The sequence below is a fragment of the Actinomycetes bacterium genome (genome assembly GCA_022599915.1).
In the GTDB taxonomy this organism is placed as follows: domain Bacteria; phylum Actinomycetota; class Actinomycetes; order S36-B12.
In genome coordinates, this window is sequence record JAHZLH010000001.1 from 96,765 (window position 1) to 119,541 (window position 22,777).

The window sequence follows — 22,777 nt, forward strand, 5'->3', positions numbered from 1 at the left end:
ACTGCCGCCACTACTCCAGGGTCAGTCCTGCGGTAGCCGGAAGTTCCCGTCCTGCGGCGGCCGCAGCGCATGCGCAGCCCCAATCAGGCCGATGTGGGAAAATGCCTGTGGCATGTTGCCCAGCATCCGGCCCGCTTTCGGGTCGTATTCCTCGCTGAGCAAACCCACATCATTGGTCAGCGAACACAGTTTGTCGAACAACTTCTCCGCCTTGTCGCGCTCGCCAATCTTGGCCAGACACTGCACTAGCCAGAACGAACAGATCAGGAAAGTGCCCTCTTCACCGGATAGGCCGTCATCAGTTTCGTGGGTGAGGTACCGCAACAACAAGCCGTCGTGGGACAGCTCCTTCTCCACCTCGTGAACCGTGTTGATGATCCGTTCGTCGTCGGGGGGCAGGAAACCCACCAGCGGAATCATCAGCAGGCTGGCATCCATCGCTTTGTTGCCATAGGCCTGGGTGAAGCAGTTACGATCCGGATCCACCCCGTGGGTCAGGATGTCGGTTTTGATTTCGTCAGCAAGCGCGGCCAGTTCATCCTCGGGGCCGTCGAAACCGAAGTCGCGGACGGATTTCAAGATCCGATCAACAGCCACCCAGGCCATCACCTTGGAGTAGGTGAAGTGCTGCTGACCGCCGCGAACTTCCCAAATGCCTTCGTCCGGATCCCGCCACTTCTTTGCGACAAACCGCGCCGTCGCTAACTGCAGTTTCCAGGCGGCACCGGGGTTTTTGGCACTGACCAAGCCGATCCGTCGGCCCATATATGCCGCATCGCTGAGTTCGCCATAGACGTCCAACTGGAACTGATCGGCAGCACCATTGCCGACTCGTACCGGCGCGGAGTTTTCGTAACCCGGCAACCAGTCCAAGGTGAACTCCGGGAGATGACGTTTACCGGTCAGGCTGTACATGATCTGCATGTCCTGGGGGTCACCAGCCACTGCCCGCAGTAACCAACCGCGAAACGCCATGGCTTCTTCCCGATAGCCCTCCAGCAATAGCGACTGCAAGGTCATGGAGGCGTCCCGTAGCCAGGTGTAGCGGTAGTCCCAGTTTCGTTCTCCGCCCAGCGTTTCCGGCAGCGACGTGGTGGCCGCCGCGGCAACACCGCCAGTGGGCAGATACGTCAGGGCCTTGAGCGTGATCAGCGACCGAACCACCGCATGCTCGTGAGGGCCGCGGTAGGTGGCGCGACCAGACCATTCCTTCCACCAGGCTTCCGTCACTCGTTCCGCAGCGAACGGTTCCCGGGGCAGCGGTGCCTTGTCCCAGGGGCGATACCAAATTGCCTGCATCGCATAGGTTTCACCTTCCCGCACAGTCATCTCGCTGTGAATGTTCTTATCTGCTAGCCAGGTCTTGGCCCGAGTCACGTACAGCACCGCGTCGGGTCCCGCTTGGGCGTGAACCCCAGTTGCCGAGTCGGTGTAGTAGGGGGTGATCCGGCCGTAACCGAACCGCAGCGCCATCTCCGAGCCCACAGTGACGGTGCCGGATACCCCGCGCACGATCCGAAAGATCGTCGGATGGTTTTCCCGAATCGGCATGAAATCGGTCACGGTGATCGAGCCAGACTTCGTGTTCATGGTGGTTTCCAGCACCAGAGTGCCTTCGATGTACTTGCGCGTGATGCTGGTGACAGGTTCGGTGGGTCGAACGGTCCAATGCCCGTTGCTCTCGTCGCCTAGTAGTGACGCAAATGCGGCGTCGGAATCCAGTCGCGGCAAGCACAACCAGTCGATCGCACCCGCACGCGACACCAGTGCCGAAGTATGGAGGTCGCCGATGAGTGCATAGTCTTCTATGGGTGCGGACATGGCCTCAGTTTGGCGGTTATTCGCCGGTAATGCGTGCGAAAACGAAAAGCACTACTTCCGGTAGGCGACGATGTCGCAGATCTGGTGGCCTTTGGCTTTGCCCTTTGCCTCAAACTTTGTTTCCGGCCGGGGCAGCGGGCAGTCACCAGCACCGGTGAAGACGACATCGAGGTCCGGTTCCGCTGTCACCACCTCGATCATTTGCTCGCCGTAGTCGGCCCAATCGGTGGCTAAGTGCACTGGAGCGCTGCGGGCCAGCCGCGACACGATCAGCCGCAGTAGTTCTGGCTGGATCAGGCGCCGCTTGTGGTGTTTCTTCTTCGGCCAAGGATCTGGAAAGAAACAGCGAAAACCAGCCAGCGACCCCGGCGGAACCCGCTCGTGTAAGAACAACACGCCATCACCGTGGACAACTCGCACATTGGTTAGACCCGCGTTATCGATGCGACGCAGGAGCCGACCCACGCCCGGGGTATGCACTTCGACGGCGATGATGCCAGTCGCCGGGTCGTCAGCAGCCATCGTTGCCGTCGCATCGCCCATGCCCGAACCAAACTCCACCACGGCCGGCAGAGGCGGATCGAAGAGTTCACTTGGCGTCAGTGGATCCCCGGAGGGTGAGACGCCGTAGCGGGGGAGCAGATCAGTGACTGCCCGCACCGCTTTTGGCTGTGACCGACCCCCGCGAGCGTGGTAAGTGCGAATACTTCGGTCCATGGCGATTGACCCGATTAGCCGGTCGCGGTCACCCAGAACTTGCGCAGCGGCTCGGTGACGTGCCAGGTGGTTTCAGCGCCGGCTTCCAGTAACACGACGTTGCCTGGTTCAATCTCCAAGTCTTGTTGGCCGACGATTTCGATACGGGCTCGCCCGGACAACACCACGAAAACTTCGTCTGCTTCCACATCCGTGGATACCCCCTCACTATGTTCCCACAAACCGCAGGCGAACCCAGCAGTGCCAAAGTCGAGCATTCCGGCATTGGGAGCCCCTGCTACCAGTTGATCTTTCGGTAGCGGCAGCGAATCAATCTGTGTCGCTGGTCCGGCCAGCACCCGGCTTGTCATGACGGCAGCCTATCGATGCGGGAGACGCCGCCGCCCGGTGGCCGACACTCCGAGAAGCTACGGTGCCAGAAACCATCCGGCCGACAGCCAAGAATGGGGGCATGGTCGAGTCGCAGCGTGAATCGTCGTCATCTGAGAGTAAATCAGTGGCTACTGCCGAGCCTGAGCCGACGACCGAACGTCCCAGCTGGGTCTTCTATCTGAATCCGGCAGCCACTAAAGGCGTGTTGATGATGGCCGTAGGGGTCTTCATCTTGTTGACGCCCGACCTGTCCACCCCCATTGTTCGTGCGGGGGTAGCGATTGGTCTGATGGTCTTCGGCCTGACCGAGTTGTGGCTGGTGATCAGGCACTGGTCAGATACCGGCGTCAACGGGGTGGCCCTCGGGTTGTTGTCGCTATTCACGGGACTGTCGGTATTGCTGATAGCCGATGGCGTCAGTTTGATGTTGACCTTTATCGGTATCTATCTGCTGTTGCGTGGTGCCGGCGCCGGCCTGCGATTGCTGTTGCGTCGCAGTGCGTCGGTGGTGATGGATGTCATTGCAGCGGGTGTGCAGTTCTCGCTTGGCGTGATGCTGATTTTGTTGCCGGGTGCAGTGATCCAAGCCATCATCGGCACGGCGGCCATCGTCCTGCTGTTGTTGGGCGGGGTCAGTCTTGCTTATGGGCTGCGTCGTCGCGAAGACACCACCGATGTCGATACGGACACGTTGGCGAAAATCGGGAAGCACTGGATGCTTTCGGTTGACCTCGGCGCCGATGAACGAAACCGGATCGCCGGCGGACTGTATTTCGAGCCGCCGGACCGGGCTGCCAAGTTGGGATCCTGGTGGGTGATGCTTGTGCTCAGCGTTGCGATCGCGACCTATGCCATCTTGCAGGACTCGACTGCTGTGGTGATCGGCGCGATGCTCGTGGCACCGTTGATGACCCCGATTCTGGGAGCGGCCGGTGCGATCGTGAACGGTCGAAAATCGCGGCTGATCTCTTCGTTGTTGTTGGTAGCTGGTGGAGTCGGGGCTGCCATCCTGCTGGCGGTCGTTATCGGTAAGTGGACCCCAGGCACCATTCCGCTGGAGATCAATACCCAGATCACCAGTCGAGTCTCGCCGAACGTCATCGACATGGCGATTGCGCTTGCGGCAGGCGCTGCCGGTGCTTTCGCCACGATCAACAACCGAGTGGCAAGCGGTCTCGCTGGGGTGGCGATCGCGGTGGCGTTGGTACCACCGCTGGGAGTGGTGGGTTTGACGCTGGAAGCTGGCGCCTTCGCTATGGCGTGGGGTGCTTTCCTGCTATTCCTGACGAACTTCGTGGCCATCTTGTTGTCAGCGACCGGCATATTCGTCCTTGGCGGTTGGGCGTCGATCCAACGGCTACGATCCAACGCCACCAGCATCGCGATTACGACCGGTACCGTGCTAGCCGCGGCAATGGTGATCATGTTGCCGCTGCTGTTCACCTCGCAGGGCGTGCTGCAGGAGTCGGCGAATCAGGCAACAGCTTCGCGTACGGTGACTGACTGGGTCGCAGAGAACGCCCCTGACTTGGCGATCATCCAAACTACTACCAGTGGCACCGAGGTGACCGTTCGGCTGGAGGGGGCGGAAGAGCTGCCGGATTCGCAGTCGTTGGCGGATCAGTTGAGCGAGGATCTAGGGATTGCGGTCAGTGTGGAAGTCCTGCTGACCCCGACGCAAAGCTCCACCTACTCCTCAACCACCGGGGAGACACGCTAGCGCCCAGTCAGCTGCGGTTTATCGGTATGCACCGACTTGGAGCACGAATGCGACGCGCTCAGGTAAGGCTTAGCTACAAGCTGCTGCTATCGACACTGCTGCCGCGGTAGAGCTAGCAGTGTCCGTAGCCGGTGGTGGTGCCGTATGGCGAGGTCAACTGCACCGAGACTTGTTCACCAGGGCTACATGAAGTTGCCACTGCGGCAGTACCGGAATGGCTCGATAGCTGGGTCTTTTCCGAGCCCACCTTGACGCTGACTGAATCAACTAACTCCGGATAGCTGCCGGGATAGTGCCAGGTCACGTTAGTGCCGTTGCCGGTATCGGTGGCCGATATGTGCGCGGCGGTCTCGGGTAGTTCGACGCAACCACCACGGGTAAGTGCCTTAAGCCCGGCGCGATCACCCGGACCAAACTTCGTGCCTAGCTTGTAGTTGCCGATCTTCATGATGTCCCGCGAGCTATCGGTATGGTGCAGTCCGACTGCATGGCCAATCTCGTGCATCATCAGGTGCAGTCGGTCTCGTTTGGCGTAGCGCTTGCTCTCCACGTGGTAAGTGACGGTTCCACCGGTCGGTACATGGAGATAGCCGTCCCAGCCGCGGGAGCCGTAACCGCCGCGGCCTGCCTCACCGTTCGGCAACGATGCGAACCGAATGACGATATCCGCGCCACCCTGTTTCTTGTGACGGAACTTCATGCCGTTGACGGCCGTGATCTTACGGAAGGCTTTTCTGGTGAGTTTGCGGTCAACCTTCCTGCTGGACTTCCACTGCCAGGTGGTGGTGCGGCACGGATCCCACCGGACCGGGAGGGCGGAATCCTCGGGTTGGGTCATCAGATACTGAAAGCTATTGCTGCTGGCGCGGGCCGGTTCAGCGATAGCTGGTTGGGATGCCGCCAGGCTTGAAACCGCAATTATCGTGGCTGCCATCAGGATTGTGCTGCGCCGCATAATTCTCCCTGCCTTGGTGCAGGTATCGGCAGGCGCAGGCGCTCCTTGAGTGATTGCTGCGGCAGAAATGGCAGAGCTGCATTCGCTGGCACGAGCCGCACGTGCACCACGACGAGATATGGCTGTCGATAACGCAGCGGAAGCGGAACTCGGCTGCGAATAGCGATGGTCTAACTGAGATCACCGCGGGAAAGCGTCGGAATTGCGGTCGAGGTCAAATCACTGGACGGATAGGCCAGGAGAAAGAAAAAATTTTGTGGGCAGCGTCGCAGTAGGGCATGCGGAAGTGTTGACTGGTCCCGACCTCGGACGAGACTACTGCAGTCGCCCGGTGTCCTGGATGTTCATCTTAGGTCGGCCGACGGGGTCCAACGAGCCAGGTGTACTGGGTGGCGTGCACCTAATTACCCGGCGATCAGGTTGATCGGTGGCCGCCTGCTGACAGCTGGACAGGGCACGCTGACCAAAGTAGCTGGGATGTAGCGCTAGATCTTGCACGTTGCTCTTGGCCAAACTGTTGCTGCATTTCCCGCTGCTGTCAGCGTTACAGTCCATCGCTGTCATCAGCCGCGGAAGTTCGTTGTACAGCGTGCTGAAACCACACAACAGACCCACCTCAGCGCACGCCCAGACCGGGCTCAGCCAGGCAGCAGTGCTGCCGCCCATTGGTCCGTACCAGTCCGGGTGCAAGGTGTTGGTACCGCTAGTGCTGATCTGTGGGTAGGACAATTTGGCGCTGCACAGGTCATGGCCAGTCATCGCGTCCGAGGCATCAACCACACGGATACCCAAGTTGGGGTAGGTCGTGGCCAGTGAGGCTGCGCCCTCGATGCTGCGTTGCCGCAGCAGTTGCTTGAATCCACCCGCGACGAGGTCCAAATCTGCGGCGTCGAGTCCAATACCGCAGTAGGACTGTCGTTTGGGGTAACCGGTGAACTGTTGTTCGAACCCGGCGTTGTCGGTGACCCCGATCGGATAGGCAGCCAGTTGGATGGTGTAGGAGCCGTCTTTGTAACCGGCGGCGCGCATCGCCTTGACGATGTTCTTGCCCGAGTTGACCACCGCGTCCTTGATGCCGAGCAGGCCGTTGCCGCCGTTGTACTGCTTATTGAGCAGACTGCCGGAGTTGGAGCCACAACTGCGAACATCAAGTTCGACATACCAGGTCACGCATTGCGTGACGATCGGGTCGAAGCCGATGTCGTTGCCGCCGATGGACAACAAGATGTATTCGATGCTGTCACCACTCTTCTTGGCTTTGGTAGCGAACTTCTGCAGCTGGGCGGCTTGTCCCAATACATCGACTGGCCCCACGGGAGAGTTGTAGGTTCCGCTTTGGAAGTCGACGCCAGGTTTGCCGGTATCGACTTGGGTGTTGGAGGTTGCGCCAGAGCAGGCCAGGTTCAGTGCAGCGATAGTGTGATCGCCCCAATACATGGATGCCGTCCCACTGCGGTGGCATAGCCAGCCATACAGCGGTGAGTCGTACTGGCGGCGCTGCTGATCAGTGAGCCCGGATTGTTGAATCGGTTGGCTGTAGTCCCCGGGGAAGACTTCTTTCAGGGACGAGCCAAAGATCTGCGTCCACCATTTGTCGACGTAGGCACCTGAGGAGTTGGTCTGCGGTCCGTAACCGGCGTACGGGGCGCCCTCTCCCGACATGTAGGAGTCACCCATCGCAATCACCCAATTCAGGCCCTGATCGGGGGATGGTGAGGGTGCCGGTTTGGGTAGGGCTACCGGTGTCGCGGGTGTCGGCTTGGGTGGGGTCGGGCTGGGAGTAGGGGAGGGAGAGGGGAAGATCGCTTTGACGCGGTATTTGCCTTTCCGGTGGCTGTAGCGAAGTTTGAACTTGCCCTCGTTGTTGGTGCTAGATCGGACAACGATTCGCCACTTCTTCTTGTTCTTCTTGGCTTTCTTTTTGGATTTCTTGTGTTCGAGGTAGACGTTGGCCTTTTTGTCTTGGACGCCGACGACCTTGCCCGCGATCCGCAGCCCACCCTTCTTCGATTTCACTTTGGTGATTTGGACTTCAGCGTCACCGGAAACCTTCTTGTCGACAGCAGCAGGTGCAGTGCTTGGGGCGGTGCCATTACCGGCGGCCGGGGTAAGCGAGGAAAGTAGCAGTCCGGCAGCAGCGGCAGTGATGAGCAGAGTGGCGGGTCGTAGACGAGCGTCGACGCGGCGGACGGTCATCTTAGAACCCTATGCCCAACAGCGGGCTAAGTCCTTACGATCAGTTGCTGGTGCGAGTTTATGGCGCAGGTCCCCGCGAGGAACAACCGGAAGTACCTGGCTGGGTGCCGTGTGTAGTTGTCGGACCTAGTTGATAGAAACGACAAGAAGGATGAGTAGGTATTCGAATACCTGAATGCGAATAGCTGAGTTCGAGTAGCCGGCTAGGTATTCAAGTAGTGGTGCTGGGTGCGGAGAGGTGACGGGAGGATCGTGCAGTACATCGACAGCCAATGGGTGTTCAGTGCCAGTGATTTGACGTTGTTGTTGGATTGCGAGCACGCCACCGAGATGAACATCGCTTACCGAGCAGACCTACTGGAGGTGGAGCCCGTCGAAGCTGAGGGCATGGTTGCGCTGGCCGGCAAGCATGGCATCCGGCATGAGGAGCGGATACTGCAGCGACTGCAACAGCAATATGACGTGGTGGAGGTGGATTCACCTGACCGTACCGCTGGGATCGCTGGCTTCGTTGCTGCCGCGGACGAAACCCGACGGGCGATGGTCACAGGAGCTGAGGTGATCTATCAAGGCTGTTTCTTCGACGGTCAGTTTCTGGGGTACTCCGACTTCCTGATGCGGACCGACGATGGCTACGAGGTGTACGACACCAAACTCGCGAAGTCAGTCAAAGAGGCTGCGCTCGTGCAGTTGGCCAGTTACAGCGATCAAGTGGCGCGACTCGGATTCCCCATGCCGACAGACATGCACGTCTGGCTGGGTACTGACGAGATCTCCAGTCACGCTGTCGCGGACTATCTGGAGCAGATGCGGCAGTTACGCGCTGAGATGGAGCAACGGCTGGCGGTCCCGGCAGCGGTACCCGATCCGCTGTGGGCGGATAAGCGATCAGCCTGCGGTAGCTGCCGGTGGCGAGAAACCTGCGCGGCAGGTCGCGATGAAGCCCGCGACCTGTCCCTGATCCACGGCATCCGTGGCAACCAAATCAAGTCGCTGCGGCAGACAGGCATCACCACCGTTGAGGCATTGGGGTCCGCCGATCCCAGTCAGCGGCCAGCGAAGGTGTCAGTGGGAGTCTTTGACAAGTTGCGCAGCCAAGCCAGACTGCAGTCGGTGCAAGACGCTGGTCGCAGCGAGGCAGACCCAGTCGGATCGGTGTCGGCTGAGTTCTTTGCTCGTGGTGGTGTGGCCAAGTTGCCACCGCGCAGTGAGGGTGATGTCTGGTTCGACATCGAAGGCGATCCCTTCGCGCCTGGGGACGCCGGTCTGGAGTATCTGTTCGGCTACCTCACCGCAGTTGACGGCTGCGAAGAGTTCACTGCGCTGTGGGCGCACACCCCAGCGGAAGAGAAGGCGATGCTGGCCGACTTCGTGGCGCAGCTGCAGCAGCGCATTGATCGTTGGCCGGACCTGCACATCTACCACTACGCCAACTATGAACAAACCAAACTGCGCAAACTCGCCGAAGAACACCAGATCTGTGAGGTGGAGATCCAGCAATGGTTCGACGAAGGTCGGCTGGTTGATCTAGAGAAGATCTTCCGTAGGAGCTTCCGAGTTTCGCAACGCTCCTACTCATTAAAGAAGTTGGAGCCGCTATATGGGCTCGTGCGTGACGAGGACGTGCAGACCGCTGGCGATTCGGTCGTGGACTACGAGGAATACCTGGATCTGTTGGCCGAAGCTGAGCACGATCCGCAACGAGCAGCAGAGCTGCGCGCCACCGCACAAGCGAAGTTGGCGGGCATCCGGGACTACAACGAAGTCGACTGCCGCAGCACCTATCGCCTAGATACCTGGATCAGGGAACAAGCAATCGGCTGATATCCGTACTGCTGAGTCGGTGCCGAGCACATCGGGTACGGTCGCGCCCTAACCTAGGCGCATGAGCGAGATCAGCCCAGAGGTGCGCCGAAGGCAGCGGCTGTATCTGATTGCGATCGGGATGGTCGTTGCTGGTGGGCTTGTGGGTCATTTGGGTGCTACGTCTGCCACGACTTTGGAGGGCGGAAAAGAAGACGGCAGCTTCGACACCGGCCTCTACATCACCATCACCACGCTGTTTGCGGGATTCACGGCTATCCGTGCGTTGCCGCTCGCGCAACGTTGGGGGGCGCTAAGAACATGGGCTTGGGTAAGTGTCGCGCATTCAACGCTGTGGTTGGTGCTGGGAGTGTTGGTCTTGACCATCGACAGCCACACCACACTACTGTTCATATTCGCCCCATTTCTCGGGGTGATCGCGGGTCTGCTGGGGGTGGTATCGCCCCTGATGACTAAGGCTTACCTCGGTGGTGGGATGGCGCACGCAAACTCCCGCCGAGCAGCTGTCGCGGGTATCGCTGGTGCTGTTTCCTTACTGGTAGGCGGTGCGCTGATCCATCTGGTGGGCCCGGGTATCGGAATCTTGCTGTGTGGCGTCATGGGTTTGCCATTGCTCGTCGTGGCCTTTCGGGTGGAACCGAGTGAGGAAGCACCTGAAGTTGTGGTACCCCCGCATCCGTTGCGCAGTACGTTGCGAAATACAGCCGAAAACCCTCGGCTACGCCTAGTTGCACTGGTTGCGGTATCCACCGTGATGTTCACGCTTCCGTTCGCCATGTTGATCGTGCCGATCCTGAACGATGTCGATCACAATCCGGTGCCCTCTGGAGCTGGGATCGTGTTGGCAGGTATGTCGCTGGGCAAACTGCTCACGCCTCGAGTGGTGGATAAGATCGAGTCCAGTGGCCGCAAGGACGTTGTGGGTGCCCTGTTGGCGGCACTTGGGATTGCCGTTTTGTTGTACGCCTTTGCGGCCAGCACACCACTGCTGTCCGGCATCCCGGAATTAGCCGTGTGGGTACTGATCGGAATCGGCTTCGGCGCGCTGCGAGCAACGGTCATTTCAATGAACGAGGGAGCTGCGGTCGCTGCCATGCCCAAAGGCATGGCGATGGAAGGAATAGCGGTGTTGGCAATGGCCGCCACATTCGCTTCTCCGTTGGCGGCCTTTTCGTGGGGATGGAGCATTCAACAGATCGGTGCGATCCCCACCATTTGGATTGGAGCAACGCTCATGGTGGTGACCGCAGTAGCGCTGCGGATTCTTCACCATCGCTCAGTGCTGCAATCCGACGCCAGCCCGGGTTAATCGCCAGCGTTGCTGTTGTCGGCAACGACCGGTTAGTCAGAGCAGGACCGCAGGAACTGAGCTGCTTTTCGTACCGCGTATCCCAGCCACAGCAGGATGCCGATGAGTTTGGCGGTGTCCTCCAATAGAAAGGACATCACCTCCAGTGGCTTGGCAGCACCAGGCTGTTCTAGCAAGGAAGCGAAAGATGACAAGTCCCGAAGGTTGTCAGTGGCAGCCGAGATAGCCAGAAAGCCCACAGCCGCGATGAAGGTGAGTACATGTTCACTTTTGATGAGTTCGCGCTGCAAGTAGACAAAGTCCAGCGCCAGGCTGCCGTAAACCAGGATGCAGAGCGGTTGTCGCAACGTGGGAATCTGCCCGAGGACACCTTCGTGAATCTGGAAGATGCCATCAACAGCAAGCAAAGGTGTCAATAGTAGGTCGCCCGGCCATCGGTCTTGAGGCCTACTTGTCGCCTACGCACGGGACGCGATTTACCCAGCATTCGACGTCCGACGAAAGAGTCACACCCGACCCGGCGATGTCAGCATTCCTGATCATTCGTGTTGGACGTTGTCGGACAAATCTCGCGCAGAGTGTCAAAGACCCGCACGTCTCGTCTCCACGGTCGATCATGGAATTCGGACAAATACCCATGGGACCATCACGGAAAGACATCGATTCGGCTCAGTAAGATATGCGGACTGCGCCATCCACGCGGTCATTCCCCGTTTTCGCTAGATTCATGATTGTTGTCGGCTTATGCCGGTTTGCTTAATGAAAGGTACTGATGATGAGATCAAAGAAATTGGGAGCGTTGGTGGGTCTGGCCGCCGCTGCTCTTGTAGTCGTGGGGTGTAGTAGCTCCGACGACAGCGATGGTGGTGGAACGGATGCCGATGCCGGTACTGCGGGCGTGATTCTGCCCGACAGTGCCACTTCGGACCGTTGGGAAACCAACGACCGGCCGCTGCTGGAAGAGGCTTTCGCCGCTGAAGGTGTTGAGGTCGATATTCAGAACGCTGGTGGAGACAAGGCCAAGTTCGCCACCTTATGCGACCAGATGATCAATAAGCCCGTGTCGGTACTGCTGATCGTCAACCTGGACAGCGAATCAGGAGCCGCGTGCACTAAGAAAGCCAAGGATCAGGGCATTCCGACCATCGACTATGACCGACTTACCCTTGGCGGCGACGCTGAGTACTACGTGTCTTTCGACAACGTGGCAGTTGGCGAGAAGATTGGTGAAGGCCTAGTCCAGTGCATGCAGGACAATGGCAACAACGACGGCCCGGTGGCGCTGCTGAATGGCTCGCCGACCGACAACAATGCCACGTTGTTCAAGGAAGGTTACGAAGCCGTCATCACTGAGGCTGGTTACACCATCGCTGCTGATCAGGCTGTGCCCGATTGGGATAACACCAAGGCCGGCACGATCTTTGAGCAGATGTATACCAAAGCTGATGGCGACTTCATCGGCGTTGCCGCTGCTAACGACGGCCTCGGTGGCGCAACCATCGCGGTACTGGACAAGAACGGTGTAGCGGGCAAGGTGCCGGTCACTGGTCAGGACGCTACTGATGAGGGTCTGCAGCGCGTGCTGCTCGGCACCCAGTGCATGAGCGTCTACAAGGCGATCAAGGCTGAGGCTGAAGCTGCAGCTGCACTCGCTGCCGCAATCGCTAAGGGTGAAGAGCCCGCCGGTGTGAACGGTTCGGTGGAAGATACCGAGACCGGTGAAGAGGTGTCCGCTGTGCTACTCGTGCCGCAGGCCATCTTCCCGGAGAACGTGAAGGACGTCGTTGCTGACGGCTTCACCACCGCGGAGAACCTGTGTACTACTGACGAGCTGAAGAAGGCTTGTGAGGAGTACGGGGTTTCCTAATCCCGCTGTGTGCGGTGGGGTGTCCAGCTGGGCGCCCCACCGCACACGCTTTTCCTAGGACACTTCCGATTGGAGACAATCATGGCGGGCAGTTCGGCAGAACCCCTTTTGGCACTCAAAGGGATCCGCAAGTCTTTCGGCGCGGTGGAAGTGCTGCGTGGTGTGGACCTCAACGTCTACTCCGGCAAAGTCACTGCGCTGGTAGGCGACAACGGCGCTGGTAAGTCCACCTTGATCAAGGGCATCGCCGGAATCTATCCCTTTGACGACGGCGACTACAGCTTCGAAGGCAACCAGGTTCACGTTCATGATCCGAAAGCCGCCAACCGGCTTGGCATCGAGGTCGTTTATCAAGACCTGGCGTTGTGCGACAACCTTGACGTCGTTCACAACATGTTCCTCGGCCGCGAAGAGAAGCGCGGCATCATCCTCAACGAAGACGACATGGAGCGGCGTGCACGAGAAACGCTCGATGGCTTGAGTGTTCGCACCCTGAAGTCGGTGCGTCAACAGGTGTCTCGTCTGTCTGGTGGTCAGCGCCAGACTGTGGCGATCGCGCGAGCGGTGTTGTGGAACAGCAAACTGGTCATTCTGGACGAGCCCACCGCGGCTCTGGGCGTTGCGCAGACCGAACAGGTGCTCAGCTTGGTGAAACGGCTCGCCGACTCTGGTCTGGCCGTCATTTTGATCTCTCACAACATGGTCGACGTCATGGAAGTAGCCGACAACATTGCCGCGCTGTATTTGGGACAGATGGCAGCCCAAGTGGAGGCCAGCGAGGTGAGCCACGGCCAAGTTGTGGAACTCATCACGGCCGGCCGTAGCGGTGATATTGGTCTGCAGCCTGCCACGAACGGGGAGGGCGCATGAGTACCGATACTGCGACCCAGCACCCGACTTCGTCCGACGGGCTGCGCGGGGCGTTCACTGAATATGTTGACCGGGTCCGCGGAGGCAACCTGGGTTCGCTGCCCGCGGTCTTGGGTTTGCTGGTGTTGGTCGTTTTGTTCACTTCGCTGCAGGGACAGACGTTCTTTTCCGCGTTTAACTTCGCCAACCTGATGTCGCAGGCCGCGATGATCATCGTGCTGGCCATGGGCCTGGTTTTTGTACTGCTACTTGGCGAGATCGACCTGTCGGCAGGTTTTGCCGCCGGTACATCAGCTGCGGTGCTGGGCGTGACATTGACGCAAAACGGGTGGCCGTTGCTGTTGTCATTGTCGGCTTGCCTGGTCACGGGTCTACTCATCGGCTTATTTATCGGCCTGCTGGTGGCGAAACTGGGGATTCCATCGTTCGTTGTAACGCTGGCAATGTTCCTCGCGTTGCAAGGACTGATGCTGCTGATCATCGGTGAAGGCGGAACCATCGGTATCAACGATGAGTTCGTCTTGGCCGTTCAGAACCGCAACTTGACGCCGCTGGCTGGCTGGATTCTTTTTGCGGTCGTAGTGATCGGATACATTGCGATTTCGGGCCTAAGACTGCGCCGGCGGATCGCCCAAAACCTGACTCACGAAGCGGTATCGGTGTGGGTGTTTAAGGTAGCAACGTTGATCATCCTTGGTGGGGTGGCGACCTTCTTGCTAAACCAAGAGCGTTCCCGCAGACCCGACATCACCAGCATTCAGGGGGTGCCCTACATCATCCCGTTGATCCTGCTGCTGATGATCGTGCTCACCTTCGTGCTGGCGCGCACTGGCTTCGGTCGGCACGTGTATGCAGTGGGTGGTAACTCCGAGGCCGCTCGTCGAGCAGGCATCAACGTCAGTCGAATCAAGATCACCTGCTTCATGATCTGTTCCACCCTGGCAGCGGTTGCGGGCATTCTGTTCGCCTCCCGCGACAACTCGATCTCACCCACCACCGGTGGTTCCACCACACTGCTGTTTGCGGTTGGTGCTGCTGTTATCGGTGGCACCAGCTTGTTCGGTGGTCGCGGCAAGATCAGTGATGCGGTACTTGGTGGTTTGGTCGTGGGTGTTATCGCCAACGGGCTGCCATTGATCACTAGCCAAGCTGGCATCCAGTTCATCGTGACCGGACTGGTGCTGCTGGTCGCGGCCAGCGTTGACGCACTGTCCCGCCGCAAAGCAGCACCTTCCTAGGCGAGGGTCGTCCTAGCGAGGTGTCGTCTGATGCTGGTTCGCGCTAGGAGAGATGTCGGAGTGAGCCGGAGCCTTCTGGTTGGTCCGGGTCATTTGAGAGTCTGATACCCGTTGCTGGGGAGCAAGGCTCGCTCATGAGTACAAGATGGCGTAGAAAGCACACGCCTGAGCAGATTGTCCGCACGCCTTAGGACGCTGACCCAAGCCAGAATGACGATCACCGACTGGAAACACTAATGCCATCACCACAGGCCACATAGTGCGCTGGGCGACTGGGACCCCTTGGCATCAATATCTCGCTTGGGGAGTCCCAATAACTACTAGTTCTCGTATTTGGCTCTGCTAAGTGTCCTAGGCCCTAATGTAAAGAGTACATTCGAGATGTGAATAAACGTCCTTGGCAGTTCGTCGCGTTGGCAACGCTTTGCTTTATGCAGGCGGCAACTTTAGTCATGCAAAGCCTGCACGACGTACTCGTGCGGGCCAGTCCGGTAGCTGTGCAAAGTAGGTTGGATGAGGGTTTTGCGGGCTTGGGCGGCGAATCAACTCTGGATGCCATTTATGAGGAGTTCGCATCGAGAACTTTTGTGTTCACTACCATGGCCGTCCTGACTTTCATGTTTGGATTCTTGCTCTATCGCAGTGAGTACCTTCCAGCCGTGCGGTTGACTGGCACTATCTATTTCGCGATAGGTATGGCGGGGCAAATTCTTTTCGTAACGGGGTCTGCCGACACCACACTATTCGAGACAGGTGTCGATGACCTTCTTCAGAATGCGTTCACTGCGCTGCTCTTCCTCGGTTTTGTTTCCCTCTTCTTCGGTAAACCAGCTCAATGGGCCAATGAACATCGTGATGGCTAAGGCTGACGCTTGGAACGCTACTTTTGACCACGAGGAACGGGGATAGCGGCGGTTGAGGTCTTGACACTCCGAAGTTAGTTTGAGGTATTGCAGGAGTCGAAGATGTACTTCCGGCACCATCCTCAGCCTCACGACACTGCGCGAGGCTGAGAGGCTTTTTAGCACGGTTGTCGGCGCGTCCGCTGATCTCGTTTACGAAATGCGTCAGGCTTGCATCACTCCGTCCGGAGTCGAAAGTCGCCAAGGAGGCTTGTCAGATGAAATCAGAGGCTTTTCTCAGTTACGTGCGGGATCAAGTCATATTTATCAGCGTGTGGCTCATTGCGGTAGTTCTGTGGTTTGTCTTGGGGCTGATGGTGTTAGCCAGCGAAAATCTGCCGAGTCCGGGTAGTGCTTTCGTTGGCTCAGCAGTAATCGGTCTGTTCATCTTGATCGTTGGACTCGGCACCGTTCGGCGGCTGCAACTGCTGTCTAAGGACATACCGCAGGATGAGCACGACACGGCCTTCGCCAAGGATTTCCAAAAACAGCCATGGCCTATTTTCATGTTTGTGATTGTTCTTGTAGTCGCAGGTGTTCTCTTTGCGCACTTCAGTGCGATCTAACTCCGGTGCGATTGTCTAACCGCTGAACGTTTCGCTTGGATGAGAAGAAGATAAGTCGGGTCTTTCGAACCCTCATGGACGACTAGGCCTACAAAAGTAGAGACGTAGGAATAGTGAACTGGTTGTGAGCCAGTCAGCGAAGGGTGGCCAGAGTGGTCAGGATGACCAGAGTAGTCAGCACTAGGCTACTCACATGACCAGTCCTCGCATCGGTGTCGTGGGTGGCGGAATAGCGGGACTCGTCCTGGCCCAGCGACTGGCTGCCAATGGTGTGCAACCCGTCATCGTAGACAAGGCCAAGCGGCTCGGCGGTCGACTATCGGCGCGGCCCTTGCTGGGGGAGTTGGTGCCTACCTCGGTGCGGACCTGTCGGGTTGGTGTCCAACAGTCCGCCGTGCTGCAGGAGCTGCTGGGTGATGCGGCAGAAGTCGGGTCCGCGGCTGATGGTTGGTGCGACGTACAGATCACGGCCGCAGCGTCTGCTCGGATTGCGAAAGTGTCGCAGCAGTTCGAACGCCATCAGGGGTTAGTCACTCACCTGTCTCAGCCATCGACCGGCGGTGTCCGACTGCACCTGTGGGGGAACGCTCCCGGCATTGACGTGGATGCAGTCGTCCTCACCCCACCACTGCCGCAGACCGTACAGTTGTTCGACCGCAGCGGCTTGACTGTTCCAGACCCCTGGCGAACCGCGCAGTACACGCAACGCCTGGTGTTGCTGGCGGAGGGTTCGCTGCCGGTCGGTGATGTGCCTGAAGAGCACGACGGCTGGGCTCAGGTGTTCGTCGATCGAGTCGCTGACTCTGACCAGGTTCGGCTCGCCGCCTACGCCGACAACAAGATCAGCAGTCAACTGTGGGATCTGGACGTTACTGATGCCCAAGCCCGGTTGGCTCTCGGCCTCCGTGAAGTCTTGCCGGGGCTGGCGTTGCGTACTGCCGACGTGAAGCGTTGGCGCTACGCCAACGCCATCAATACTGCAGATTGGGATGCGGGCCAACCGGTGAGTGACTCCTTGCCGGTCTGGATGACCGGAGATGGTGTCGGAGAACCGAGTGGCGAATTCCTCGGCGTCCACCGTGCCGTCACATCAGCGCTGGCTGCCCATCGTGGCCTGGCCGGAAACTTTGATCACTAAGGAAATAGTAGGAAAAGCACCCACGCCAGGAATGCCAGCAGCGCCAAAGAGCCGCCGATGGTGAAGCAGGCGAGGAGCCAAGTGGCGATATCGTCGGTCCGAGCGCGCTTCCGTACTTGATACTCGTGGTAGGTGTCCAGGTGAAACGCATCGGTTTCCGGGAGTGATCGCTGCTCGTTCATGCTTCCCCCACTTGTCTGCTTCGTTCAAGCGAGTGTGTGGGTTGGGTCCGACAAGGCATCCCTGAAGCATTGGCGAGGTCCGAGAACTCCTTGGCAGCAAATCAGCGCTCAGGAGTGTCGACTCACTGCATCACTCACGCTGGCTGCCAGTCGCTGGATCGTTGCTGCCGCCTGTCCAACCTCGGGAGCGATCATGGTGGCACCCTGGACCTACCGGGCACGAAGACTTACTGAAACGTCAGCGGACTGTGATGCCGATGCGGCTTGACTGACCAGAGCGTGGTCTGCGGAAACCTGCGGCAACAGGGTGAGCCCAAGGGCTGCACACGCTACCGACACGACGTGTTGCCTCATGAGTTCACCCCCGTATGAATACTCAGTTCAGGCGGTTCATCGGCAGCCCACGACGTGCACTGAAAAGTCCGGTGCGTGACGTGGCCGACATCTAGCTGGCCGGCACTGCTGCCTCGCGACGTTGCTTTGACCCGCCTCAGCGACGCGTTATCGCAGTACCACCAGGAGGGGTCCGGTTCTCGCCGATCCACCCGGGGCTGATCACACCAGGTCGTAGCGTCGATCGCTAGCCGATGAGGTAGGTATCTGCGTCACCGGGGCCGCGGAAGACCCCCACGATCACCGCAGTGCCCACATTCTGGACAAAGCCATAGAGGCCATCGAAGACTAACTTGTCGACCACCTGTCGGCTGTCGCGTTCCATGATCAGTACCTGGGATTTGGCGGATCCGGCTTCCGGATTCCCTGAGGTGCCTGCGACTCCTAGATCGGCATCTGCGACTCCCAGATAGAGGTAGCCGTCGGCGACTGCCACGCTGGAGACAGCGGCGTCTACTGACAGGGTCTCGAGCGTCGTGTGGTCGCGAGCATCGACAACAAATATCGTGCTGGACGCGGTGTCGGACTCGACGAGGTACACGCGATCTTCGGAGACGCCAGCGAATTCCACTGGGATGCTCTTGACTAAAGCATTGGTCTCGGTGTCGAAAACCGAAGTGACGTGTGTTGAATCATCGAGATGGGCGGAGGCGTAGATGAATCGCCCGACGGTCGTCAGGTTCCCGTAAAACTGGCCCTCATCAACGGAGGCAAGCTCCTGACCAGTTGCTGGATCGATCTGTACTAGCCGACCAGTGGAACCATGTGAGCTACCGGTTCCGAATAGCGACAGATAGAGCTTGCCGTTACTGGCATGCAAGTCACCCAACAGCGTCAAACTTTGCGACAACGTCGTCACTGAGGTCACCTGACCACTTGCCGCGTCCATGACCAGCAGTCGCGGATCAGGCTCGGCGTCGGGTGAGCTCGAGTGATGTGAAGTCACGAAGTAGAACAAGCCGTTGTCGGCAGTGAAACGCAAGATCCACTCGTCGTCAGCCAAGGCCACCGGAAGGCGCCGCTGTATGTCGAAGGTCACCGGATCGATCTGTGCAACGTAGTCGTTGTTGTCGTCTTGGACCCCAGCGTAAATATCGCCGTCCATGACCGCGACGCCAACAATCCAGTCATCGATGTCCAGCGTCGCGATCACATCGATCGCCTGGTCCGGTGCGGTAACCGTTGACCAGGGACTCTGGCCATTCTCGTTGATCGCAGCAACGCGGAATTGGTAGTTGATGCCTCGGGCCACAGTCACGTCATAGCTGGTGGTGATGTTGCCGGTCGACTCCACCACATCGGTCCAACCGCTGCCAGAATCGGATTGGATTCGGTAGCCGGTGAGTCCAGCTTGGACTTCGGGGGCCTGCCAGGAGAGCCGGACTGCAAGTGCCTTGGAGGCGGTTCTCACGGCTATCGGTGCTGACGGCAGTAAGACTGCTGGTTGGCGGAAGGCGAGTCGCAGAGTTTTGCTAACCGCGCCTTTCACGCGCTGCGGCCGCACCAGTTTCGCGCGGAGTTTGACCTTGTTCTTCTTGTTTGGCAGCGACAGTTTGCTCCGGTATCGACCCTTCTTGTTGGTTTTAGTGGTGACAACGGTTTTCCACTTCTTGCCCTTCTTGTGCTGGATCTGGACCTTAGCCTTGGTGACCTTGTCGCGTTGGGAATCGAAAGCCTTGCCTTTCACCCGGAACGAACGACCACTGATCGGATCGTTCTTGGGGCCTTTAAGGGTTACTTTCGCCGCGGATTTCGCGCGTTGCGAGGCATTGACTTCGCCGGGCTCGGCTGCGGCGAGTGCAGCGTTAGGTGCTGCTAGCCCCAGCGCCATCGGCACAGCCATTCCCATTGCGACAACACGTACTGACAACATGGATCCCCCGTAGTGAAGTTGATTCCCTCGCAGGACTTATCGGCATCGAGATCTCAGTCTTTAATATCTCGGTCTCTAATGCGGACGAACGAAGCTTTGCATGGCAAGGCATGTTGGCCCGTTTGTTTCTCACGGTGCTGCTCGTGTGACGCGAGCACGAGAAAGTGGTGTCGCCGCTGGGGGTTGGGATGGTGCTAGCAGTCGCATTCCTGCCAGCGGGTGTACGGGAACGACTGGCGACGTTGGGGATAGGTCAGCGACGTGAAACGGTGTCTTGCCGGCAGCGCCAGGTTTTGTGGCGAATCAAACGCGGTTGACAGTGGCCGTGGCCGTGGCCGTGGCCGTGGCCGTGGCCGCGACATTTAATCGACGTAGTGTGCACACCTGGCGACGAAAACCGCGGCATGAGCACGCGGCGTGAAGAACCTAGCGTCATGGCTAGGGGAGAGATGGCCCGATACTGGGGCCAGTAAATCTTTGATCTGCGCAAGACAGAACCGCTCGGGGACATACCAGTGCGGCATGTCCCCGAGCGTTACCCACTAGAGCGGGCGAATGTTCGTGGCCTGTGGGCCCTTCTGACCCTGCTCGATGTCGAATTCGACTTTCTGATCCTCCTGCAGGTTGCGATGCCCGCTGCCAGCGATCTCGCTGTAGTGAGCAAAGACGTCTTCTGATGCGCCATCGGGAGTGATGAAGCCGAAGCCCTTGTCGGAGTTGAACCATTTAACGGTGCCGGTTGCCATAACGCGTATTTCCTTGATGTTGCTACGAACTAAGAATAGTTCTTGTTGAATCGGGCCATAGTTGACCCACCCTCTACTGTCCCCTATGCCCATTTGAGTTTTGCGGCGGGGGTACGTTTCGCCGTTTGCGAGGTCGCTGAGCCACTCCCTTGAGGTGCGGTACATGACCGCGCAGGAGTCAGTCAGGCTTTGCAATCCGGGCCCGTAAACCGCCCATGAGTGACCATGCAGGGGAGGCTGCGGGAAGTCGCAGTCACAAGCGACCGACGGGTAAGGGGCTTTCGGGAGCACCGGGGTCCAGTGACCTGGGAGCTAAGTAGTGAGCGGTAGTGACCATCTCGCGGTACAACTGCGCCGCCGCGATGTCGGGTAGGGGACCGTTGACCGTGGCTGGAGCGGTCATCGCAGCAGTTGGCCGCCCAGGCATCAAGGAACGGTGATTTCTCCAATGCATTCCTGTCGCTAGAGTGGGGACTCCGCAGACGGTCCAGCACCCGTCGCACTAGGCAGTCAGGGCCACAGACATGATCAGATCCCTACTAGGGATTGCTCCGCAATCTGAGCCGGATGGCTCATTCCGCCCATCCAAGGTCGCACTACGGTTAGCGACCTCCAAGACCACTGATTTCCAGGCGCCTCAATACGACAAATCTGTCGGACCGAGATCCCGAATCCTGGTCATTGCCACGGAACGCAAGAACCTGCGGATGCAGAACGGTAAGGAGTTTTCGACCGGTAATCACCCAGTGGAAATGTTTGTGCCGCTGTTGCATTTGCGTGAGGCGGGTTTCGATCTGGACATCGCTACACCTACCGGAGCACCCGCAGTGCTGGAAATGTGGGCCTTCCCCACAGAAGACAAGAATGTGACTGATATTCACCAACAACTGCAACAGGACCTCGCGAAGCCGATAAGTCTCGCTGATTTTGTGGCGAATTCTTTGGGGGATGCGCAGCAGTACGCTGCGATCTTCATCCCCGGTGGCCACGGCGCGATGCTGGGACTGCCCGATGACCCCAACGTTGCACGAGTCCTCGAATGGGCGCACAACAACGACATCTACACGATCAGCATCTGTCATGGGCCAGCAGCATTGTTGGCCACGGCGTTGGATGGTCAAGACTTTTTGTATGCCGGATATGACATGGCGGTCTTCCCCGACTCAGTCGACCGGCAGACACCCTTGGTGGGCTACCTGCCAGGACACATGCCAGGTCCACTCAGCGGACGACTTCAAGAACTCGGTGCCACGATTGTGAACAAGAAGGCCGACAAGTCCGTCTGTATCGATCGCAAGCTCATCACGGGTGCCAGTCCGCAAGCCGCGAATCAGCTCGGCAAGCTGGCAGCAACAACGCTTCTGAATAGCGCTGCCGAAAGTAACTAGGGATTAGCCGTTCACTAGCTCGGCTATTCGGCAAGTAAATGGCCCTGGCGGTGGGGGAGTACCGCTGTGCCAAGTCGTCGTACCACTGCATCCCACCGAGTAACTCCGTCGGACCCGGTGGGGGTGCTTGATAGTCGGGTGACACGCCCGCATGTGGTCTCGTTGCAGCGGCACGCCTCAGCCCGCCAGCAACTGTGGCAGTAGTTACTCACCCGGGGAGAGCGCGGCGAGGGAAAGTGCCTGCCAGACTGGTCGGATGGATCACTTCCCAGTAGTGGTGGATTTCCCGGTGCGTTGGGGCGAGATAGACGCGTTGGGTCACGTCAACAACACGGTGTATTTTCAATGGTTTGAGTCGGCCCGGATTGCTTTCTTCGGTCGTACGGAGTTTCCCACCACCCTGGCTGACCATGTTTCGCCGATCCTCGCGCAGACCGAATGTGAGTTTCTGCATCCGGTGACGTTTCCTTCGGATGTGAGCATCGGGACTCGGGTCAGCCGGGTAGGCAACACCAGTCTGACCATGGAGTACCTAGTGCAGTTGGCTGACGGCACCGACGTCGCGCGCGGAAAAGCCGTGGTCGTTCTCGTCGACACCAGAAGTGGTAAACCGCAGCCACTGCCGGAATCGGTGAAGACCGCCGTCGCGGCGCTGGATCACTAGCGCGCGCTACTGGCGCACAATCTGTCCGAGGGGGGA

20 protein-coding genes are annotated in these 22,777 nt (G+C 58.8%); 11 read left to right on the plus strand and 9 right to left on the minus strand.

Annotated elements, in window-relative coordinates; all coding sequences use genetic code 11:
- Positions 1-21 precede the first annotated feature (21 nt).
- The 3 genes from K0U62_00480 to K0U62_00490 form a co-directional block, all read right to left on the minus strand.
- A complete protein-coding gene (locus K0U62_00480) occupies positions 22-1,821 on the minus strand; it encodes a glycoside hydrolase family 15 protein (GenBank protein MCH9799991.1) in 1,800 nt (599 codons plus the stop codon).
- Between the two features lie 51 nt (positions 1,822-1,872).
- Positions 1,873-2,481 carry a tRNA (guanosine(46)-N7)-methyltransferase TrmB gene (gene trmB / locus K0U62_00485; protein MCH9799992.1) on the minus strand — a complete coding sequence of 203 codons (609 nt, stop codon included), beginning with the start codon at positions 2,479-2,481 and terminating at the stop codon, positions 1,873-1,875.
- A gap of 71 nt (positions 2,482-2,552) precedes the next feature.
- On the minus strand, positions 2,553-2,888 hold the full coding sequence (locus K0U62_00490; protein MCH9799993.1) for a cupin domain-containing protein: 336 nt from the start codon (positions 2,886-2,888) through the stop codon (positions 2,553-2,555).
- A gap of 101 nt (positions 2,889-2,989) precedes the next feature.
- Here K0U62_00490 and K0U62_00495 point away from each other — a divergent pair, with 101 nt between their 5' ends.
- A complete protein-coding gene (locus tag K0U62_00495) occupies positions 2,990-4,630 on the plus strand; it encodes a DUF389 domain-containing protein (protein ID MCH9799994.1) in 1,641 nt (546 codons plus the stop codon).
- Between the two features lie 112 nt (positions 4,631-4,742).
- Here K0U62_00495 and K0U62_00500 read toward each other — a convergent pair whose 3' ends face one another.
- The gene (locus tag K0U62_00500; GenBank protein ID MCH9799995.1) at positions 4,743-5,564 is read right to left on the minus strand and encodes a matrixin family metalloprotease; all 822 of its coding nucleotides are present in this window, start codon (positions 5,562-5,564) and stop codon (positions 4,743-4,745) included.
- 336 nt (positions 5,565-5,900) lie between these two features.
- Entirely contained in the window at positions 5,901-7,781 is a 1,881-nt protein-coding gene (locus K0U62_00505; protein MCH9799996.1) for a hypothetical protein, read from the minus strand.
- Positions 7,782-8,033: 252 nt separating this feature from the next.
- Here K0U62_00505 and K0U62_00510 point away from each other — a divergent pair, with 252 nt between their 5' ends.
- Both K0U62_00510 and K0U62_00515 read left to right on the plus strand, forming a co-directional pair.
- Positions 8,034-9,605: a TM0106 family RecB-like putative nuclease gene (locus K0U62_00510; protein MCH9799997.1), complete on the plus strand. Its 1,572-nt coding sequence runs from the start codon at positions 8,034-8,036 to the stop codon at positions 9,603-9,605.
- 61 nt (positions 9,606-9,666) lie between these two features.
- Positions 9,667-10,914: an MFS transporter gene (locus tag K0U62_00515; protein MCH9799998.1), complete on the plus strand. Its 1,248-nt coding sequence runs from the start codon at positions 9,667-9,669 to the stop codon at positions 10,912-10,914.
- Positions 10,915-10,946: 32 nt separating this feature from the next.
- On the opposite strand, the gene K0U62_00520 is transcribed toward K0U62_00515, so the two are convergent.
- Positions 10,947-11,330: a hypothetical protein gene (locus K0U62_00520; protein ID MCH9799999.1), complete on the minus strand. Its 384-nt coding sequence runs from the start codon at positions 11,328-11,330 to the stop codon at positions 10,947-10,949.
- Between the two features lie 359 nt (positions 11,331-11,689).
- Between K0U62_00520 and K0U62_00525 the strand changes: the two genes are divergently transcribed.
- The 6 genes from K0U62_00525 (at position 11,690) to K0U62_00550 (ending at position 17,495) form a co-directional block, all read left to right on the plus strand.
- On the plus strand, positions 11,690-12,781 hold the full coding sequence (locus K0U62_00525; GenBank protein MCH9800000.1) for a substrate-binding domain-containing protein: 1,092 nt from the start codon (positions 11,690-11,692) through the stop codon (positions 12,779-12,781).
- Positions 12,782-12,862: 81 nt separating this feature from the next.
- On the plus strand, positions 12,863-13,651 hold the full coding sequence (locus K0U62_00530; GenBank protein MCH9800001.1) for an ATP-binding cassette domain-containing protein: 789 nt from the start codon (positions 12,863-12,865) through the stop codon (positions 13,649-13,651).
- Positions 13,648-14,889: an ABC transporter permease gene (locus K0U62_00535; protein MCH9800002.1), complete on the plus strand. Its 1,242-nt coding sequence runs from the start codon at positions 13,648-13,650 to the stop codon at positions 14,887-14,889. The genes K0U62_00530 and K0U62_00535 overlap by 4 nt, the downstream gene beginning before the upstream one ends.
- Before the next feature lie 383 nt (positions 14,890-15,272).
- Positions 15,273-15,752 carry a hypothetical protein gene (locus K0U62_00540; protein MCH9800003.1) on the plus strand — a complete coding sequence of 160 codons (480 nt, stop codon included), beginning with the start codon at positions 15,273-15,275 and terminating at the stop codon, positions 15,750-15,752.
- Positions 15,753-16,009: 257 nt separating this feature from the next.
- Positions 16,010-16,357 carry a hypothetical protein gene (locus tag K0U62_00545; GenBank protein MCH9800004.1) on the plus strand — a complete coding sequence of 116 codons (348 nt, stop codon included), beginning with the start codon at positions 16,010-16,012 and terminating at the stop codon, positions 16,355-16,357.
- 193 nt (positions 16,358-16,550) lie between these two features.
- The gene (locus K0U62_00550; GenBank protein ID MCH9800005.1) at positions 16,551-17,495 is read left to right on the plus strand and encodes an NAD(P)-binding protein; all 945 of its coding nucleotides are present in this window, start codon (positions 16,551-16,553) and stop codon (positions 17,493-17,495) included.
- On the opposite strand, the gene K0U62_00555 is transcribed toward K0U62_00550, so the two are convergent.
- The 3 genes from K0U62_00555 to K0U62_00565 all read right to left on the minus strand — a co-directional run bounded on the left by K0U62_00555 (position 17,492) and on the right by K0U62_00565 (position 20,689).
- A complete protein-coding gene (locus K0U62_00555) occupies positions 17,492-17,677 on the minus strand; it encodes a hypothetical protein (GenBank protein ID MCH9800006.1) in 186 nt (61 codons plus the stop codon). The two genes, K0U62_00550 and K0U62_00555, sit on opposite strands and share 4 nt — an antisense overlap.
- 580 nt (positions 17,678-18,257) lie before the next feature.
- The gene (locus K0U62_00560; protein ID MCH9800007.1) at positions 18,258-19,943 is read right to left on the minus strand and encodes a fibronectin type III domain-containing protein; all 1,686 of its coding nucleotides are present in this window, start codon (positions 19,941-19,943) and stop codon (positions 18,258-18,260) included.
- Between the two features lie 542 nt (positions 19,944-20,485).
- On the minus strand, positions 20,486-20,689 hold the full coding sequence (locus tag K0U62_00565) for a cold-shock protein (protein ID MCH9800008.1): 204 nt from the start codon (positions 20,687-20,689) through the stop codon (positions 20,486-20,488).
- Positions 20,690-21,213: 524 nt separating this feature from the next.
- Between K0U62_00565 and K0U62_00570 the strand changes: the two genes are divergently transcribed.
- Both K0U62_00570 and K0U62_00575 read left to right on the plus strand, forming a co-directional pair.
- Positions 21,214-22,077: a DJ-1/PfpI family protein gene (locus tag K0U62_00570; protein MCH9800009.1), complete on the plus strand. Its 864-nt coding sequence runs from the start codon at positions 21,214-21,216 to the stop codon at positions 22,075-22,077.
- Positions 22,078-22,333: 256 nt separating this feature from the next.
- On the plus strand, positions 22,334-22,741 hold the full coding sequence (locus tag K0U62_00575) for an acyl-CoA thioesterase (GenBank protein MCH9800010.1): 408 nt from the start codon (positions 22,334-22,336) through the stop codon (positions 22,739-22,741).
- Positions 22,742-22,777 lie beyond the last annotated feature (36 nt).